At 59.4% G+C, this 17527-nt stretch carries 18 protein-coding genes; all 18 read right to left on the bottom strand.

Translation table 11 applies throughout. The features are described 5' to 3' along the window. Nucleotides 1-91 precede the first annotated feature (91 nt). Nucleotides 92-1561 carry a succinylglutamate-semialdehyde dehydrogenase gene (gene astD, locus OKC29_RS16340; RefSeq protein WP_073351244.1) on the bottom strand — a complete coding sequence of 490 codons (1470 nt, stop codon included), beginning with the start codon at nucleotides 1559-1561 and terminating at the stop codon, nucleotides 92-94. Between the two features lie 70 nt (nucleotides 1562-1631). After that, nucleotides 1632-2651: an arginine N-succinyltransferase gene (astA, locus tag OKC29_RS16335; protein ID WP_042064928.1), complete on the bottom strand. Its 1020-nt coding sequence runs from the start codon at nucleotides 2649-2651 to the stop codon at nucleotides 1632-1634. A 75-nt stretch (nucleotides 2652-2726) separates the two neighbouring features. After that, nucleotides 2727-3944 carry an aspartate aminotransferase family protein gene (locus OKC29_RS16330; RefSeq protein WP_041218447.1) on the bottom strand — a complete coding sequence of 406 codons (1218 nt, stop codon included), beginning with the start codon at nucleotides 3942-3944 and terminating at the stop codon, nucleotides 2727-2729. 277 nt (nucleotides 3945-4221) lie between these two features. Further along, nucleotides 4222-4803: an aminodeoxychorismate synthase component II gene (locus OKC29_RS16325; protein ID WP_029304205.1), complete on the bottom strand. Its 582-nt coding sequence runs from the start codon at nucleotides 4801-4803 to the stop codon at nucleotides 4222-4224. 20 nt (nucleotides 4804-4823) lie between these two features. Continuing rightward, nucleotides 4824-5039, bottom strand: a complete 216-nt coding sequence (locus OKC29_RS16320) for a hypothetical protein (RefSeq protein ID WP_011706959.1) — start codon at nucleotides 5037-5039, stop codon at nucleotides 4824-4826. Between the two features lie 123 nt (nucleotides 5040-5162). Next, complete coding sequence (gene trpS, locus OKC29_RS16315; protein WP_073351246.1) at nucleotides 5163-6167, bottom strand: tryptophan--tRNA ligase; 1005 nt, start codon at nucleotides 6165-6167, stop codon at nucleotides 5163-5165. Nucleotides 6168-6206: 39 nt separating this feature from the next. Beyond that, nucleotides 6207-6875 (bottom strand): phosphoglycolate phosphatase, encoded by a 669-nt coding sequence (locus OKC29_RS16310; RefSeq protein WP_073351248.1) that lies wholly within the window; start codon nucleotides 6873-6875, stop codon nucleotides 6207-6209. Then, entirely contained in the window at nucleotides 6862-7536 is a 675-nt protein-coding gene (gene rpe / locus OKC29_RS16305) for a ribulose-phosphate 3-epimerase (RefSeq protein WP_024945916.1), read from the bottom strand. The genes OKC29_RS16310 and rpe overlap by 14 nt, the downstream gene beginning before the upstream one ends. Before the next feature lie 119 nt (nucleotides 7537-7655). Then, nucleotides 7656-8147, bottom strand: coding sequence for a hypothetical protein (locus tag OKC29_RS16300; protein ID WP_162275555.1), 492 nt, complete (start codon nucleotides 8145-8147; stop codon nucleotides 7656-7658). A gap of 18 nt (nucleotides 8148-8165) precedes the next feature. Then, on the bottom strand, nucleotides 8166-9038 hold the full coding sequence (locus OKC29_RS16295; RefSeq protein ID WP_011706963.1) for a Dam family site-specific DNA-(adenine-N6)-methyltransferase: 873 nt from the start codon (nucleotides 9036-9038) through the stop codon (nucleotides 8166-8168). Nucleotides 9039-9108: 70 nt separating this feature from the next. Further along, nucleotides 9109-10716: an SPOR domain-containing protein gene (locus OKC29_RS16290; protein ID WP_073351250.1), complete on the bottom strand. Its 1608-nt coding sequence runs from the start codon at nucleotides 10714-10716 to the stop codon at nucleotides 9109-9111. Then, on the bottom strand, nucleotides 10706-11788 hold the full coding sequence (gene aroB, locus OKC29_RS16285) for a 3-dehydroquinate synthase (RefSeq protein WP_016351628.1): 1083 nt from the start codon (nucleotides 11786-11788) through the stop codon (nucleotides 10706-10708). The genes OKC29_RS16290 and aroB overlap by 11 nt, the downstream gene beginning before the upstream one ends. A 14-nt stretch (nucleotides 11789-11802) precedes the next feature. Further along, nucleotides 11803-12321, bottom strand: coding sequence for a shikimate kinase AroK (gene aroK, locus OKC29_RS16280; RefSeq protein ID WP_005298388.1), 519 nt, complete (start codon nucleotides 12319-12321; stop codon nucleotides 11803-11805). A gap of 191 nt (nucleotides 12322-12512) precedes the next feature. Further along, the gene (locus tag OKC29_RS16275; RefSeq protein ID WP_073351252.1) at nucleotides 12513-14714 is read right to left on the bottom strand and encodes a type IV pilus secretin PilQ; all 2202 of its coding nucleotides are present in this window, start codon (nucleotides 14712-14714) and stop codon (nucleotides 12513-12515) included. Between the two features lie 14 nt (nucleotides 14715-14728). Then, nucleotides 14729-15259, bottom strand: a complete 531-nt coding sequence (locus tag OKC29_RS16270) for a pilus assembly protein PilP (RefSeq protein ID WP_073351254.1) — start codon at nucleotides 15257-15259, stop codon at nucleotides 14729-14731. Then, the gene (gene tapO / locus OKC29_RS16265; RefSeq protein WP_011706968.1) at nucleotides 15256-15855 is read right to left on the bottom strand and encodes a PilO family type IV pilus biogenesis protein TapO; all 600 of its coding nucleotides are present in this window, start codon (nucleotides 15853-15855) and stop codon (nucleotides 15256-15258) included. Before tapO ends, OKC29_RS16270 begins: the two co-directional genes overlap by 4 nt. After that, on the bottom strand, nucleotides 15852-16430 hold the full coding sequence (gene tapN / locus OKC29_RS16260; RefSeq protein WP_011706969.1) for a PilN family type IV pilus biogenesis protein TapN: 579 nt from the start codon (nucleotides 16428-16430) through the stop codon (nucleotides 15852-15854). Before tapN ends, tapO begins: the two co-directional genes overlap by 4 nt. Beyond that, nucleotides 16418-17458, bottom strand: a complete 1041-nt coding sequence (gene tapM, locus OKC29_RS16255; protein WP_270669422.1) for a PilM family type IVa pilus assembly protein TapM — start codon at nucleotides 17456-17458, stop codon at nucleotides 16418-16420. Before tapM ends, tapN begins: the two co-directional genes overlap by 13 nt. Nucleotides 17459-17527: the final 69 nt, after the last annotated feature.

The raw sequence follows: 17527 nt of genomic DNA, 5'->3' as shown, positions 1-17527 counted from the left end.
CGGGTACAGACAAGGGCACCAGTTCAGTGCCCCTTTTATTGTCGTGGTCAGGCGCTGGCGCCAACACAGAGAGCGCCCGCCTTTGCCTTGTTTAGAACGTCAGGCCGGGAGACAGCTGATCCGGCATGGCGGCCTTGCTGTCTTCGACGGAAGCCACCGGATACGCACAGTAGTCGGCAGCGTAGTAGGCGCTCGCCCTGTGGTTGCCGGAAGCGCCGATGCCGCCGAACGGCGCGGCACTGGAGGCGCCGGTGATGGGCTTGTTCCAGTTGACGATGCCGGCGCGAATACGCTTGAAGAAGTGCTGCCAGTCCGCCTCGCTGTCGCCGAGCAGGCCGGCCGAGAGGCCGAAGCTGGTGGCGTTCGCCTTCTCGATGGCAGCATCGAAGTCGTCGTAGCGAATGAGCTGCAGCAGCGGACCGAAGTACTCTTCGTCCGGCAGCGCGCTGACCGCGGTCACGTCTATGATCCCCGGGGAGACGAAACCGGTGCCCGCTTCCAGGTGCGTGAGGGTGAGCAGACTCTCGCCACCGAGGCGCTGCAGGTTGGCTTGCGCCTCGACCATGCCGAGCGCTGCCTTCTCGCTTATCATGGCGCCCATGAACGGCTGTTCGGCGGCGTCATAGAGGCCGACCTTGATCTGGCCGACCACCTCTACCAGGCGCTTGACCAGGGCATCGCCCCGCGCGCCACGTTCGACAAACAGGCGGCGCGAGCAGGTGCAGCGCTGGCCGGAGGTGATGAAGGCGGACTGCACGATGGCATGGACGGCGCCGTCGATGTCGCTCACGTCTTTTACGATCAGCGGGTTGTTGCCACCCATCTCCAGGGCCAGGATCTTGCCCGGCTGGCCGGCAAACTGCTGGTGCAGGAAGTGGCCGGTACGGGACGAGCCGGTGAAGAAGAGACCGTCGATGTCCGGATTGCCGGCCAGCGCCTTGCCGGTGTCGACCTCGCCCTGCACCAGGTTGAGCACGCCCTTGGGCAGCCCCGCCTCCTGCCAGATCTTCAACATGGCTTCGGCCACCATGGGGGTCAGCTCGGAGGGCTTGAACACCACGGTATTGCCGGCGATCAGCGCCGGCACGATATGGCCGTTGGGCAGGTGGCCCGGGAAGTTGTAGGGGCCGAACACGGCCACGACGCCGTGGGGCTTGTGGCGCACGAACGCCTTGGCGCCGGGCATGGGGTTCTCCACGGTGCCGGTACGCTCGTCATGGGCGCGGATGGAGATGGCGATCTTGCCCTGCATGGCGGCCACTTCGGTGCGGGTCTCCCACAGCGGCTTGCCGGTTTCGCGGGCGATGGTCAGCGCCAGCGCCTCCTTGTGCTCGCCGAGCAGGTCGGCATAGCGGCGCACGATGGCCAGACGATCGTCGAGGGCCAGATCGGACCAATGATAGAAGGCATGGCGGGCGGCCTTGACGGCGGCCTCTACCTGGGCGGCGCTGGCGGCCTCCCCTTGCCAGATCACCTGATCCTTGGCCGGGTCCTTTGACTCGAACGGCTTGCCTGCACCGGCCAGCCACTGACCGTCAATAAACTGAACTAACTGGCTCATCCTTCACTCCCTGTGGTTCGCAGGCAGCCTTGGCTGCCTGTTTCATATGCGGTTTTACTGCTGATATGGCTCAATCGAGATCAACGGCGCGCACCATGTCGCCATCCTGCACCTTGAGTGCGGCCGCCATCTTGGGCGGGATGATGGCTTCGTGCTTGTCCAGATCGACCCGGATGTTGCCGTAGCAGGCGCGATAGTGCTCGTAGCGGGTATTGCAGACCAGATGGGTCTTGCCACCGATGGGCTCCCCCACCAGTACCCGCAGCTTCTGGCTGCGGCGCACGCTGCGAATATTCTTCACGTCGCACTCGACGGTGGGGCCGGCATCGAAGATGTCGACATAGCCGCGATTCACGAATCCTTCGTCCTGCAGCATCTTGATGGCCGGGCGGGTCTTCTCGTGGGTCTGACCGATGACGGCGCGCGCCTCGTTGCTCAGCAGATTGACGTAGATGGGGTACTTGGGCATCAGCTCGGCGATGAAGCGCTTCTTGCCGATGCCGGTGAGATAGTCGACGGTGGGAAAATCCATCGAGAAGAAATGCTTTTGTAGCCACTCGTAGAAGGGGCTGTGACCATCGGTATCGGAGACGCCACGCATCTCGGCGAAGACGGTCTCGTCAAACAGCTCGGGGTGTTCGGCCATGAACAGAAAGCGGTGCTTGGAGAGCAGACGGCCGTTGAGCCCCTCGCGGGCGCATTCGCGCAGAAACAGGGTGCAGAGCTCGGAATTTCCGGTGTAGTCGTTGGAGAGGGTGAGGGTTTCCACGACGTTGTAGATGCCGAGCTTGGGGGAAGAGTGCACCACCTTGCCGATGTGATAGTTGTAGAACGGCTGGGACAGGCCCACGGCCGCATCGATGGCGCAGGTACCGACCATTTCGCCGGTCTCCAGATCCTCGGCGACGAAGAAATAGAGGCAGTCACCCTTGCCCGCAGGCTTGTCCGAAAAGGTCTGGGTGGAAGCGTCTATCTTGCGCTGCAGCAGTTCATCGTTGACGGGCAACGAAGTCATGCCGGTGCCGGATTCGATGGCACAGGTCTTGAGACCGGCAAAATCTTTTTGCTCGATGGGACGGATAACCAACATAAATGACAACTCCCTTTCATTGACGACAGGTGGGGTCCCGGCTCCTGCCGGGAGGGCTCCCCACCTCAATTTGGATCAGGCGTTAACCACCTGGGCAACCGCTTTCTCGAACCGAACCAGCCCTTCCTTGATGTCCGCTTCCGGAATAACCAGGGACGGCGCGAAACGCACCACGTTGGTGCCGGCTACCAGCGCCATCAGACCCTGATCGATGGAGGCCAGCAGGAAGTCGCGCGAGCGGCCCTTGTAGTCGTCGTTCAGCACGGCGCCCAGCAGCAGACCCTTGCCGCGCACTTCGCTGAAGCAGTGGTACTTGGCATTGATGGCCTCGATCCCTTCGCGGAACAGCTGTTCGCGCTGCTTGATGCCATTGAGCACTTCCGGGGTGTTGACCACGTCGATCACCGCCTCGGCCACCGCGCAGGCCAGCGGGTTGCCGCCGTAGGTGGAGCCGTGAGTGCCCACTTTCAGATGGGAGGCGATCTCGGTGGTGGTCAGCATGGCGCCGATGGGGAAGCCGCCGCCCAGCGCCTTGGCGCTGGTGAGGATATCCGGCGTGACGCCCAGACCCATGTAGGCAAACAGATCGCCGGTACGACCGACGCCGGATTGCACTTCGTCATAGATCAGCAGGGCGTTGTGCTTGTCGCACAGCTCGCGCACCCCTTTGGCAAACTCGTCGGTGGGACGAATGATGCCGCCCTCGCCCTGCAGCGGCTCCATCACCACGGCGCAGGTATTGTCGGAGATGACGGCAGCCAGCTCCGCCAGATCGTTGTAAGCCACGTGGGTGATGTCCGCGGGCTTGGGACCGAAACCATCGGAGTAGGCAGCCTGGCCGCCGACGCTGACGGTAAAGAAGGTACGACCGTGGAAGCCCTGGTGGAAGGCGATGATCTGGGTCTTGTGGGCACCGAATTTCTCGATGGCGTAGCGACGGGCCAGCTTGAGGGCGGCTTCGTTGGCTTCGGCACCGGAGTTGCAGAAATAGACCTTGTCGGCGAAGGTCGCGGCGACCAGCTTCTTGGCCAGGCGCAGGGCCGGCTCGTTGGTCATCACGTTGGAGAGGTGCCACAGCTTCTCGCCCTGGGTTTTCAGGGCCTCGACCAGCTTGGGATGGCAATGGCCCAGGCCATTGACGGCGATCCCGCCAGCGAAATCCACATACTCACGGCCTTCCTGATCCCAGACACGTGATCCTTCACCACGCACCGGGATGATCTTGGCGGGCGCATAGTTGGGAACCATCACTTCATCAAACACTTCACGTGTCACTGCCAACAACTCTGACATATTGCTCTCCTTCGATCTGGCGACAGAATAATCCACCGCCCAAAAGTTAAATCCATGTAAACACATCGGCATTGTCACAGAAAAAAAGCTAAAAGTCTGCAACAAAGCGCGTTACAGGGAACAATGTTCGACTGCCCGTGAGATTTTAGGCAACCGCATTGCATAACGGCTCAGGGGGTGTTGGCAAGAGATAATTTGGACAGGGAGGGAGGTGAATAAAGTGTCAGGGAAAATATTTTTGGCCTCCTTTCAATTCTGGGAGGCCGATCACAACTATTCAGGGATTAGCCAAAAAATTGGCCAGCAACTGATGACCTTGCTCGCTCAGAATGCTCTCCGGATGGAACTGAACACCCTCTATATTCAACTGCTTATGGCGCAGTCCCATGATCTCGTCCGGGCTGCCATCGGCATGTTCGCTCCAGGCGGTGATCTCGAGGCAATCGGGCAAGGTATCGCGCTCCACGATGAGCGAATGGTAACGAGTGACCCGCAGCGGGTCGTTGAGCCCCTTGAATACCCCCTCGCCGCGATGGCGAATGAGCGAAGTCTTGCCGTGCATCACCTGACGGGCACGTACCACCCTGGCACCAAAGGCTTGCGCCAGCGACTGGTGGCCGAGACAGACGCCGAGAATGGGGAGCTGGCCGGCAAAACGGGAGATGGCCGCCAGCGAGATACCCGCCTCATTGGGGGTGCAGGGACCGGGAGAGATCACCAGATAGCGGGGAGAGAGCCGGGCAATGGCGTCCAGCGTCAGCTCGTCATTGCGCTTCACCACTACCTCCTGTCCCAGGGCGCCAAAATATTGCACCAGATTCCAGGTAAAGGAGTCGTAGTTATCGATCAACAACAGCATGGGTCAACCAGAGCAGAGAATTAACGATCCAGATAGCGACCCTGTTCCATTTCACGCTCGCGCTGGCACTCGGCCAGGTAGATGGCGGCGGCGATGGCAGGGGTTTTGTGGTGCTTGTCGATGGCATTGGAGACCATCAGTTGCAGGGTATTGAGGTTTTTGGCCTTGCGAAACTTGCGCAGCCAGTGACCCTTGTCACCCAACTCTTCAATCGTGGTATTTGATTCGACAGACATGCTAACTCTTGGGGCAGACGCCCGCGTTTGAAATTGGAAGATGAAATAACGAATAGCAGGTCGGGTAAAACAAAGAAAGCCAGGCAAATACCCAGCTCTCTTCTACTACACCTTCCCAGTATGTCAGGCTCGAGGAACGAAGCCGACTACATCATATACGCTGGCCAGGGTTTTTTCAGCCCTTTCCCGCGCCTTTTGTGCACCGGCCGCCAAAATGGCCTGCAGATGAGCCTCATCCTGACGCAGCTCGTGGAAGCGGGCCTGAATCGGCTCCAGCAGGGCGACCACGGCCTCGGCGGTTTCGGTCTTGAGGTGACCGTACATCTTGCCTTCGAAATGCTGCTCCAGCTCGGGGATGGAACGGCCGGTCACCCCGGACATCAGGGTCAGCAGGTTGGAGACCCCCGGCTTGTTTTCCGGATCGAAACGCACCACCGCCGGCTCGTCGGAGTCGGTCACCGCACGCTTGATCTTCTTGACGATCTGCTTGGGATCTTCCAGCAGGCCGATGAAGTTGGCCTCGTTGTCGTCCGACTTGGACATCTTCTTGGTCGGATCCTGCAGGCTCATCACCCGGGCGCCTTCGGTCGGAATGAAGGGCTCCGGCAGGGTGAACACCTCACCGTAGATGTTGTTGAAGCGGGTGCAGATGTCGCGGGTCAACTCCAGGTGCTGCTTCTGATCGTTGCCCACCGGCACCTGATTGGCCTGATAGAGCAGGATGTCGGCCGCCATCAGCACCGGATAACCGAACAGGCCGACGTTGACGTTGTTCTCGAAGCGGGCGGACTTGTCCTTGAACTGGGTCATGCGCGACAGCTCGCCCATCTGGGTGTAGCAGTTCAGGATCCAGCCGAGCTCCGCGTGCTGCGGCACGTGGGACTGGATGAACACGGTGCTCTTGGCCGGATCGATGCCGACCGCCAGATAGAGGGCGGCGGCGTCCAGGCAGGCCTTGCGCAGGGCAACCGGATCCTGGCGGGTGGTGATGGCGTGCAGATCGACGATACAGTAGAGGCAGTCGAAGTCATCCTGCATGTTGACCCACTGACGCAGGGCCCCCATGTAGTTGCCGATGGTCAGCTGGCCCGACGGTTGGGCCCCGCTCAATACGATAGGTTTAGTCATCAGAGTGTTGATCCTTGTTATTCGGCCTGCCTGGCCAGCTTATTCGGCCAGCAGCGCGTCGAGCTGGGCAAACTGTTCGCATACCCAGTCCGGGCGGGAATCTGCGATGGGACGGCCGTAGTTGTAGCCATAGGTCAGTCCCACCACCTTCATGCCGGCAGCCTGAGCAGCCAGCACGTCATTTTCGGAGTCGCCCACCATCAGGGTGCGCGACGGGCTGACACCCAGCTCGTGGCAGGCCAGCAGCAGCGGCTCCGGGCTCGGTTTCTTGACGGGCACGCAGTTGCCCCCCAGCCAGAGCGCAAAGCAATCGGCGATGCCGAGGGCATCGAGGATCGGCTGCACGAAGTGACTCGGCTTGTTGGTCACGATCGCCTGCTGGTAACCCAGCGCCTGCAGGCGGCGCAGGCTCTGTTCAACCCCGTCATACATGGCCAGCCCTTCCAGCAGGCAGGCCTGATAGTGGCGATCAAACAGCGAACGGGCGCTGGCAAACAGCTCGGGCGCCGCGCGATAGTCCAGCGCACGCTGGATCAGCTTGTCGGCACCGTTGCCGACCCAGGTCCGCACCACGGCCTCGTCGGCCTCGGCCAGCCCGAGTTCGGTCAGCGTACGGTTGACCGCCAGCGCCAGTTGTGGGGCGCTGTCGATCAGGGTGCCGTCCAGATCGAACAGCACCAGGTCAAAATCACGTTCAGCGTTTGACATGAGAGAGCTCCGCCCGCATCTCGTCGATCACCGCCTTGTAGTCCGGGCGACTGAAGATGGCCGAGCCGGCCACGAACATGTCGGCGCCAGCCTGGGCAATTTCGCGAATGTTGTCGACCTTGACCCCACCGTCTATCTCGAGGCGAATGTCGCGGCCGCTCTCGTCGATGAGGCGACGCACCTGGCGCAGCTTGTCGAGGGTGCCGGGGATGAAGCTCTGGCCACCAAAGCCCGGGTTGACCGACATCAGCAGGATCACGTCCAGCTTGTCCATCACGTACTCCAGGCAGGTGAGTGGCGTGGCCGGGTTCAGCACCAGACCGGCCTGGCAACCCATCTCCTTGATGAGGCCCAGGGAGCGGTCAACGTGGTCAGACGCTTCCGGGTGAAAGGTGATGAGGGAGGCACCCGCCTTGGCAAAATCGGGAATGATGCGATCCACCGGCTTGACCATCAGGTGCACGTCGATGGGGGCTTCGATACCGTAGTCACGCAGGGCCTGGCAGACCATGGGGCCTATGGTCAGGTTGGGCACATAATGGTTGTCCATCACGTCGAAATGGACCACGTCGGCACCGGCGGCCAGCACCTTGGCGACATCGTCCCCCAGACGGGCAAAGTCGGCGGAGAGGATCGAGGGGGCAATCAGAAAGTCTTTCATCAGCGTCATCCATTGGCAGCGTGGCAGAAAAAGCGGCGCAATTTTACCGCAAATGGACGCTGAAAACGACCCGCACACGGTACGGAAAAAGCTAACGTCATCATCACCGCAAACAGGCACTAAAAACGGCCCGCACAGGGTATGGAAAAAGCGAACACCATCATCACCGCAAACGGGCACTGAAAACGATCCGCACAGGGTACGGAAAAAGCGAGCGCCTTCATCACCGCAAACGGACGCTGAAAACGACCCGCACACGGTACGGAAAAAGCGAGCGCCTTCATCACCGCAAACGGACGCTGAAAACGACCCGCACACGGTACGGAAAAAGCGAACACCATCATCACCGCAAACGGACGCCGAAAACGACCCGCACAGGGTACGGAAAAACCGAACGCCACCATCACCGCAAACAGGCGCTGAAAACGACCCGCACAGGGTAGGAAAAAGCGAACACCATCATCACCGCAAACAGACGCTGAAAACGACCCGCACACGGTACGGAAAAAGCGAACGCCATCATCACCGCAAACGGACGCTGAAAACGACCCGCACTCGGTACGGAAAAAGCGAACTCCATTATCGGCCGCGGCAGATATAAAAAACGGCACCTCGAGGTGCCGTCTGTGTCAGCCGAGTGGCGCCAGTTCAGCGTCGCTCGGGTAGTAACCCTGCTCCGGCTCGATGCCGGGCGGATAGAGCGCCAGCAACTCGGCCACCTTGTTGCGGGTGCCGCCGTTGCGGCTGATGGTGCGCTTGACCAGGATCTCGTCGAGACGGGCGCCGCGATAAAGCTCGCGGGTCAGCTCGATGTCGTGGTTGCTGATGAGCACGGGCACCCCTTTGCGCGCCGCGGTGTGGCGGGCCAGCCTGGCCAGCACGGCCTGATCGTCCAGAGTGAAACCGCCGGCCGAATAGGTGGTAAAGCTCGCGGTAGTGGAGAGGGGCGCATAGGGGGGATCGCAATAGATCACCCAATCCTCTTCCGCGCGCTGGATGGCATCGGCATAGCTTTCACAGATGAAGGTCGCCTTCTGCGCCTTCTCGGCGAAGGCCCACAGCTCTTTTTCCGGGAAATAGGGCTTCTTGTAGGAACCGAACGGGACGTTGAAGCCCCCCTTCTTGTTGTACCGGCACAGGCCGTTGAAACCGTGTCGATTCAGAAACAGGAACAGCAGGGCGCGCTCGAAGCTGGTGTCGGTCTGGTTGAACTGGGTGCGCAGTCGGTAGTAGGCGGCCTTGTGGTTGTGCTCGGTCACGAACAGCTTGCGCGACTCAGCGATGAACCGATCCGGCGTCAACTTGAGATGATTGTAAAGACCGATCAGGTCCGGATTGATGTCGTTGAGCACATAGGCGTCGTAGTCGGTGTTGAGAAACACGGACCCGGCCCCGACGAAGGGCTCCAGCAACACACGCCCGGCCGGCAAACGCTCGGCAATCTCTTCAACCAGGGAGTATTTTCCCCCGGCCCATTTTAAAAAAGCGCGTGTTTTTTTCATGGAAATCCGGTGTTAAGAAGGCATCGACCAAAAAAGGGGGACGATTCTACCCCCTTCCCGGCCAAAATGGCTATTGCTTCAACTCTTTTTGTACCTGCGCAAACGACTTGGGCCAGGGTTGACCCTTCAGCAAGGCGGGCGACAGCTTGCGAATGGCGGCCTTGGCCTGGTTGCTGCTGGCATAGTCCCCCTGCAGCACCACGTACCAGGGGCTGCCGCGGAACTTGGTCTGATAGACCCAGATCTTGCCGGCCAGACCATTTTCGGCCACGAACTTGTCGACCGCCTTGGTGTTGCTCGCCCCCATCAGCTGGATGCTGTAGTGGTTCCTGGGCTTCTTGTTCAGAGTGGCGGCGGGAGTCAGCGCCACCTTGGGAGCAGGTGCCGCTACCGGTTCAACCGCGACTGGCTTGGCCACCGGCTTGCTCGCCGCTGGCGTGGGTTGGGCCTTGGCGGTGTTTGCCGGCTGGGCAGTCTGAGCGGTGGTATTGGGTGTGACAGCCTTCTCGGCAGAGGTCCCCTGAGTGGCCGCTGCTTGCGAATCGGCGCCGGTCAGCTCATCCACCACCGCAGTGGGCAGGGCGCCGCTGACGTTGGGCTGCTTCATCAGCTTCTCGACCACCTCGTCGGAGATCACCACCCGGCGTCCTTCGTAGTTGGTCGATTCGGTGGTCACGGTGTCGCTCTCCACCGCCTTGGGCAATACCTTGGCATCCGGCTGCCAGTCGCGTACCACACCGCCGGGATTGCTGGCGGCGCCATCACTGGCCGTACTCTGGCTGCCATTCTGGCTGGTGTTGCTGCCACCGATGGTCAGCGGATCGCCACCCGAGACGGGGATGGGCAACGCTGTGGTTTGGGTGGGCTCGGGGGCGGTGCTCTTGCTGTCGCCGCCAAACAGGGCCGGCAACAGATAACTCAGCGCCAGCAGACCGCCGGCCAGCAGGGCCAGCAGGGTCGCAATCTTCTTGACGGGCAACTCGGCCTGACGTTTCTTGGGCCTTCTGTCGGTCATGATATCCTCCAGTAACTGCATGATGGTGGACGGATGTCCATTTGCCACTTTCAGGATCTCTTCCACTTTCGGCTTGGGCAAGAGGGCTGTCGGGATCTTGAGCTCTTTGGCCTTCTCATACAAGAAGATGCGTTGTTCGGGCGCGCCAAGCGGCGCAACTTCCAGCTCCAGCGCGGGCATGGCCCGCCCTTTCAGCAGCGCCTTCTGATTGCGACACCAGACGTCACTGCCGGAGAGCACGATGGCCAACTGATGGGGGATCTTCAGGGTATCGTTGTGACGACACAGGCTCCACAACTCGCCGACCAGCTCGGCAGGCAGCTCGTCGGCCCGCTCAATGAGCAGCAGCAGGGTGGCGGGTTTGCCTTCCAGCATGCGGAAAAAGCTGTCTGCCAGCGCATCCTGCGGATTGAACAACGGCCGGGCCACCACCTGGGGCAGCAACAGCTGGCGCACGTCCACCATCTTCATGGCGGGACTGCCGATCAGGCTGACCACCCGCACTTTTTCCGGCAACGCTCCCAGCAGGGATTCGCACAAAGTGCCACGGCCACTGCCGGGTTTGCCGGAGAGAAAGATAAAAGGGTGATTGAATTCAATCAGATGCAGCAGCCGGTCAACCAGCTGCCGCTGGGAAGGAAATTTCAGCAGTTTATTCGTCACGACCAGACTCGATCACCGCCAGCAGTTCAGCATCGGAGACATCGGCCACCACCTGGGCATGACCTATGCCGACCGGCAGCACCAGACGCAGTTTGCCTTCCAGCACCTTCTTGTCGCGGCGCATGTGACGAATGAAGGCAGCAAAATCCATCTCTGGCGGCGCCTGCACCGGCAGATTGGCTGCCAGCAGCAAGGCCCGGATACGATCTACCTGTTGCTCGGTCACGTCCCCACGGGCCAGGGCGGTATTGGCGGCCAGCATGGTGCCTGCCGCCACGGCTTCGCCGTGCAGCCAGTTGCCATAGCCCTTCTCGGCTTCAATGGCATGGCCAAAGGTGTGACCCAGATTAAGCAGGGCACGTACACCGTGTTCGGTCTCGTCCTGGCCAACCACATCGGCCTTGATTTCGCAGCAGCGGCGGATGGCATAGGCCAGCGCGGCCGGCTCCTGCGCCTGCAGACGGGACATGTTGGCTTCGAGCCAGCAGAAGAATTCGACATCCCAGATGATGCCGTATTTGATCACCTCGGCCATGCCGGCGGCAAATTCGCGGGCAGGCAGGGTCTGGAGGCACTCGGTATCGATCACGACGTGTCTGGGCTGATAGAAGGCCCCGATCATGTTCTTGCCGAGGGGATGGTTGACGGCAGTCTTGCCACCAACGGAGGAATCAACCTGGGAGAGCAGTGTGGTAGGCACTTGAATGAACGGAATGCCACGTTGATAGCTTGCAGCAGCGAAGCCGACAACGTCCCCTATCACACCACCACCCAGGGCAATCAGAGTGGTATCACGACCATGGTTGGTTTCCAGCAGAGCGGACATGATCCGCTCAAAGGTAGCCAGGGTCTTGTAGGCCTCGCCATCCGGCAGGATCAGGTGTTCAACCTGATAGCCCGACAGCAACTGGACAATCCGCTCAAGATACAAGGGCGCAACCACTGTGTTGGTCACAATCATGACCCGCTTGCCCTTGATGGTTTGCGTCAGCACCTCTGCGTGCTGTAACAGACCTGCGGCTATCTCGATGGGATAGCTGCGTTCACCCAGTTCGACCTTCAACCTTTCCATGGACGTCCTCTATATTACATGCCGATCAACTTAACGATTTGATTGGCAACAACTTTAGCGCTCTGGTCATCAGTCTGGATGACAAAGTCAGCCACTTCTTCATACAGGGCGTTGCGTTCTTGTGCCAGACGCTCGAGTACTTCGCGCGGCGGCTCTTCGGTTTGCAGCAAGGGGCGACGCTTGTCTCTTTGCGTACGTGCCAGTTGCTTCTCAATGGTGGTTTCGAGGTACACCACGATGCCGCGAGCAGAGAGCTTGTTGCGTGTTTCACGGCTCTTGATGGCACCGCCACCCGTCGCCAGCACGATACCCTGCTGTTCGGAAAGGTCACCGATGACCTTCTCTTCGCGGATCCGGAAACCTTCTTCGCCTTCAACATCGAACACCCAGCCGATATCGGCACCACTGCGGCGCTCAATCTCATGATCTGAGTCGAAAAACTCCATATGCAGTTGTTCTGCCAGATGTCTACCTATGGTGCTCTTGCCCGCACCCATGGGACCTATCAGGAAAATATTGCGTTTCTCAGCCATGTCTTTTCGTTAGTAATTACAAACTGTACGACCCCGACAAACTCTCGATCGGGGTACCTATGAACCTTATCTTGCGATGGATCAGGAGGGGGATTATCTCAATAGAAATCAGGACTGGCAACCGCAGCCCTTACGCCCCAGCCTCATTGGGGCGTAAGGTTATATGTGTTTTACCTTCACATGTAAAGTATTCAGAAGGCGTCGGTGACTATCTTCGGCGTCACGAAAATCAGCAGCTCGCGCTTTTTGTTCTCGCTGGTTGTCTTGCGAAACAACACGCCCAGACCCGGGATGTCGCCCAGCAGGGGCACCTTGCTGACGTCGCTCTTGATGGTCTGTTGATAGATGCCACCAAGCACCAGGGTCTCGCCATTGTTGACCAGCACCTGGGTGGTGATGGACTGGGCGTTGATGGAGACGGCATCACCGGTACCGGTCGGCACGGTTTCACCCTTGGTATCCTGGGTCACGGTCAAATCCAGGATCACCCTGTTGTCAGGCGTGATCTGCGGCGTCACTTTGAGGCTCAGCACCGCCTTCTTGAAGGTGACCGAGGTTGCCCCGCTGGAAGAGGACTCCACATAGGGGATCTCGGTACCCTGCTCAATCAGCGCCGGTTTCTGGTTGGCCGTGGTGACCCGGGGACTGGCGATGATCTCGGCCTTGCTCTCTTTCTCCAGTGCCGACAGCTCGAGATCCAGCAAAGTACCATCCGCCAGCCTCGCCACCTGGAAGGCCAAGGTACCGGCCGCATTGGTCACCGGCAGATTGACGTTAAGCCGATCGTCCACCCCAGGTCGGGTGATGGTCGAACCGCCATTGTTGTTGCCGGAACCGTCATTGCCCTCGATGGTGCCCGAAGTACTGTTGCCGTGACCGTCGTTTTTGGTTACCCCCCAACGCACCCCGAGCGCCTCGTCAAAGCCGTCATCAATTGTCACCATCCGCGCCTCGATCACCACCTGCTTGACCGGAATATCCAGGATATCCAGCATGCGCTTGATATTGCTGATGACGTCGGCAGTGTCCTTGACCACCAGCACGTTGGTCCGCTCATCGACGCTCACCGCCCCCTTGGAAGAGAGCAGTTTGGTGCTCTTGGACGAGAGCAACGTAGCCACTTCGGATGCCTTGGCATAGTTGATCTGCAGATACTCGGTATAAAGCGGTGCCAGATCGGCGACCTGGTTGCGGCTCTCCAGCTGCTGTTTCTCGCGAGCGGCAATCTCTTCGGCCGGCGCGACCAGCAGGATGTTGTTATCCAGCCGCTTGTCGAGCCCCCGTACCTTCAAGATGATGTCGAGTGCCTGCTCCCAGGGCACCCCGTCCAGCCGCAGGGTGATGTTGCCCGACACCGAGTCCGTGGTCACCAGATTGAGGTTGTTGAAATCCGCGATGAGCTGCAGCACGGTTCTCACCGGGATATCCTGGAAGTTGAGAGAGATGGGTTTGCCCTGATACTGCTTGCCAGCAGTCGCCGCGGTGCGCTTTTTCACCTCGATGATGAACATCCTGTCCGCCTGATCGTAACGGTAATCAAACTGCCCGTTGACCGAGAGTTCGAACAGGGTGTCGTTACCCTGGCGGAACACCTCAACCTGAGAGACAGGGGTCGCAAAATCCTGCACGTTGATCAGGTTCAGCAAATCGTCCGGTACCCGGGTGCCGTGAAACTTGGCAAGTACGGTCTGACCACGGTTGCTGACGTCAACGGCGGCGGAGCTGTTATCCAGCGTCACCAGAAATTCCCCCTGCCCATCCTTGCCACGCCGGAAGTCGACCCCCTTCACGGAATTGAAGTAGGCCCCACTGGCCGCCGTCTGTGGTGATGGCAAGACCGGCTTGCTGGCCACGGGCGCAGCCACCGAGGCGCTCTGACGAGCAAGCTGCTGACTGTTGAGCAGGGCGGACGAGGCTGCCGGCTGGGTATTGATAAGTGCAGAGGAGGTCGGCTGGGGGGCCACCAGCCCGGAGGATGCTGTGGTGGCTGGCAGCGGCATGGCTGCTTTTTCTCCCAGTGCCACCAACAACTTGTTGTCCTGCTGATGCACCTGATAGGGGGTCAGTTGATCGAGGGCGATCTTGATATCGAGACCTGCCCCCTTGCCCTCGACCTTGAGGTTGTCCACCCCTTGCTGCTTGATGGGCAACGGGTTCACATTGAGCGCCCCCACTGCCCCCGGCACGTGCAGCAGCAGCTGATTGGGTTCATAGGAGAGACGATCGGTAAATCCACTGACCGGTTCGCTGAAACTCAGCTCCAGCAACAGCTGGTCCGCCATCAGCGGATTGACCTTGACCTCCTGCAGGGTTGCCACGGCCCAAGCCTGGCTCCATGCTCCGGCGCAAAACAGCAGGGTAACTCGGGCTACCATACCTATTGTTGTTTTCATCGCATCATCCCTGATTATCGTTTTGCTTCAAGATTGGCCATGCCCAGCTGAGTTTCTCGGGTCACCCAGCATCCTTTGCCATCCGGTATAGTCTCAATCAAATCCACGTAGGTGTCAGTGATCCTGATCACCCGTCCCTGATCCAGTCCCATGTGTTGATTGAGACCCACCCGGATGGATTGACCATCAGGAGTCCTGATCAAGGCCCACAACTGTCCCTGCTTGCCAAGTGAGCCCTGCATGCTCAGGCTGGCCAGTGAATAGCGCTCCAGCACTTCTTTCTCTCTGTTGGCCACGATCTGGGCGCAATCCGGCTTCACCTTGGCATCCACCTTGACACTGCTGGTTTCAGGCTGGGGAGCGATGAAGGGGCTGCGCTGATCGCTGAGGTGATAAGCCATCGGGGAAAAGGGTTTGATTTCGGGAAGAGGCTCGATGGGTACTGGTTTTCTGGCCTTGGTTGCGGCCACATAGTTGTCCATGTCGTCCTGCCCACCGCAGGCGGTCAACAACAGGGCAGGCAACAGCACGCAGAGTAGCTTCATTTGGTCTGCCCCACGGTTTTACCATTGTATTTGTAGGTTTTGGCCAGCATCGACATGGCAATCATGTCACCCTGTTCCTTGCCCTGTCCCAGCGTGAACGATTCCAGGATGACGATACGCGGCAAGGCCGCCATGTCGGCCGTGAACTTGCCTATCTCATGATAAGTGCCCACCACTTCGATTCGCATGGGCAGCTCGGTGGAGAACTCGTGTTTGATCTCGGGTTCCCAATTGATGCGATTCAATTTGAGCCCATTGTCGGTAGCAATGAAACTGATGTCATCCAGCAATCCGGCCACTTCATGAGTATTGGGCAACTGCTTGAGCTGGGTATCCACCAGCTGTTCGAGCTGCACCATCTGAGTCTTGTAGGCACCGAGGTTAGCAGCCAGCATCGCCTTGCTCTCGAACTGCGCCTTGAGCTCGGCCTCCTTGTTGGTCTCCTGGGTCAACAGGGTCAGTGAGTTGGCAATCACGTAGTAATAGATGGCTCCCCCCAGCAAGGCACAGAAGAACAGGATAAAAATCCCCTTGGCCAGCTTGGGCCAACTGGCAATGTTGTTGAGATCCAGTTCGTTGAGCTGTTGTAGATTCATTGCTGCCCCTTAGCCACATCGACCGTGGCACCTGCCGCACCCGCGACCTGGAACATCATGGAGAACTGGCTGAGCGAAACGGGCGCCACATCGGCCGCAAAAATCGTGCTGATCTGCGACTGCCCCAGCCAGCCGGAGCCGTCGATGCGACGCATCATGCTGGCTACCCTGCCATAGGCCTCGGTCTTGCCATTCACATCTATTTGGTTGTTCTGCAAGGCAAGCGTATTGAGGTAAACCCCGTTGGGAACCAGCGAAGGCAACTGGTTGAACAGACGAACCGGCAGATTGCGGCGCATCTGCAGGTGCTCGATCAATTGCATGCGATCGATCAGCTCCTTGCGTCGCTCCTTGAGCAGGCGGATCTCGCCAAGCTGGGCATCGAGAATGGTCATCTCCTGCTGCAAACGCTGGTTGCGCTGCTGCTGATGGCCTATCTGCTGCTCCACCAGCCAGTCGGCGGCAAAGCCGAGAGAAGCCGTGATGGCCATGAAGATGCCCAACATGACCCCGAATTGCTTCTTCTGCCGCTGGGCCCTGGCCTCACGCCAGGGCAGGAGGTTTATATTTGACATGGAGTGAAGCTCCTCAATGCCAGACCCAGCGCCGTCATGAACTTGGCACCGTGGATCGCCCCCTCCCCTTTTGGCTTGCCGAACAGAGCAAAGGGATCAGGATGCAATACCTCACAATTCAACTCGTTGCCAATCTGGGCCACCAGCCCAGGCAGCAGGCTGCCACCGCCGGTGAGCACCAGCCTGGAAAGCTCTCTGTGCCCGGAGGAGCTGCAAAACAGCTGTACATTGCGTCGAACATGCTGCAACAAAGTATTCATATGGGGCATTAAAACATCGAGTTCATAGTCTGCAGGCAATGAGTTCTTGGTTTTAGCAATCTCTGCTTCTTCTTGCGTCATGCCGTAGAAAGAAGCTAAAGCATGGCTATATTGATCACCGCCAAAATTTTGAATTCTGGAGTAAATGGTTTGCCCCTTGACCAATGCAACAAACGTCATGGTACTCGCCCCGATATCGATCACGCCGACCGGTTTCTCCCACTCCTGTAGCTCCGGTAAGCAGGCAAGCACGGCACGCCCCAGCGCATGGGCACCCACATCCACTACCTTGGTGGTCATGCCGGCCTCCGCCAGCGCGGTCACCCGCCCGTTTACGCTCTCGGTGCGGGCCGCACTCAGCAATACTTCCTGACGCTCCTGATCGGTCACCTTGCCCAAGATCTCGAAATCCAGGCTCACTTCATCAAGGGGAAAGGGGATGAGTTGCTCGGCCTCGAGCTGAACCTGATTCTCCAGCTCGCTGTCGCTAAGACGGGTATCAACGAGAATGACTTTGGTGATCACGTTGGAGCCGGTAACGGCGGTTGCAGCATATTGACTGCTGCCCGAGATGAGGCGCTTGAGGGCCTTGAGAGACTGGCTGACCCGCTCGATATCCTGCAACTGATAATCGACCAGAGTGCCTTTGGGAGTGGCGACTTCGGCCACCGATTCGAGATGCAGCTTGCCGGGACGACCGGTAATGGTCACGGCCTTGATGGTCTGGCTGCCAAAATCAATACCCGCCAGAGGAAGCAGAGCGCGAATTCAACTTCGAAGTGCGACACTCGCCTATGCCGCCTGACGGTACTCTTCGAATACCTTGACAGGCTGCCT

It is taken from the genome of Aeromonas sp. QDB34, from assembly GCF_027705405.1.
Taxonomy (GTDB): Bacteria; Pseudomonadota; Gammaproteobacteria; order Enterobacterales; family Aeromonadaceae; genus Aeromonas; species Aeromonas hydrophila.
This window is presented reverse-complemented; position numbering and strand designations above follow the sequence as displayed.

What these genes read in the sequence shown, in the direction of transcription:
- astD (WP_073351244.1), bottom strand. Translation starts at nt 1,561, where the DNA reads ATGAGCCAGTTAGTTCAGTTTATTGACGGTCAGTGGCTGGCCGGTGCA.
- astA (WP_042064928.1), bottom strand. Translation starts at nt 2,651, where the DNA reads ATGTTGGTTATCCGTCCCATCGAGCAAAAAGATTTTGCCGGTCTCAAG.
- OKC29_RS16330 (WP_041218447.1), bottom strand. Translation starts at nt 3,944, where the DNA reads ATGTCAGAGTTGTTGGCAGTGACACGTGAAGTGTTTGATGAAGTGATG.
- OKC29_RS16325 (WP_029304205.1), bottom strand. Translation starts at nt 4,803, where the DNA reads ATGCTGTTGTTGATCGATAACTACGACTCCTTTACCTGGAATCTGGTG.
- OKC29_RS16320 (WP_011706959.1), bottom strand. Translation starts at nt 5,039, where the DNA reads ATGTCTGTCGAATCAAATACCACGATTGAAGAGTTGGGTGACAAGGGT.
- trpS (WP_073351246.1), bottom strand. Translation starts at nt 6,167, where the DNA reads ATGACTAAACCTATCGTATTGAGCGGGGCCCAACCGTCGGGCCAGCTG.
- OKC29_RS16310 (WP_073351248.1), bottom strand. Translation starts at nt 6,875, where the DNA reads ATGTCAAACGCTGAACGTGATTTTGACCTGGTGCTGTTCGATCTGGAC.
- rpe (WP_024945916.1), bottom strand. Translation starts at nt 7,536, where the DNA reads ATGAAAGACTTTCTGATTGCCCCCTCGATCCTCTCCGCCGACTTTGCC.
- OKC29_RS16295 (WP_011706963.1), bottom strand. Translation starts at nt 9,038, where the DNA reads ATGAAAAAAACACGCGCTTTTTTAAAATGGGCCGGGGGAAAATACTCC.
- aroB (WP_016351628.1), bottom strand. Translation starts at nt 11,788, where the DNA reads ATGGAAAGGTTGAAGGTCGAACTGGGTGAACGCAGCTATCCCATCGAG.
- aroK (WP_005298388.1), bottom strand. Translation starts at nt 12,321, where the DNA reads ATGGCTGAGAAACGCAATATTTTCCTGATAGGTCCCATGGGTGCGGGC.
- OKC29_RS16275 (WP_073351252.1), bottom strand. Translation starts at nt 14,714, where the DNA reads ATGAAAACAACAATAGGTATGGTAGCCCGAGTTACCCTGCTGTTTTGC.
- OKC29_RS16270 (WP_073351254.1), bottom strand. Translation starts at nt 15,259, where the DNA reads ATGAAGCTACTCTGCGTGCTGTTGCCTGCCCTGTTGTTGACCGCCTGC.
- tapO (WP_011706968.1), bottom strand. Translation starts at nt 15,855, where the DNA reads ATGAATCTACAACAGCTCAACGAACTGGATCTCAACAACATTGCCAGT.
- tapN (WP_011706969.1), bottom strand. Translation starts at nt 16,430, where the DNA reads ATGTCAAATATAAACCTCCTGCCCTGGCGTGAGGCCAGGGCCCAGCGG.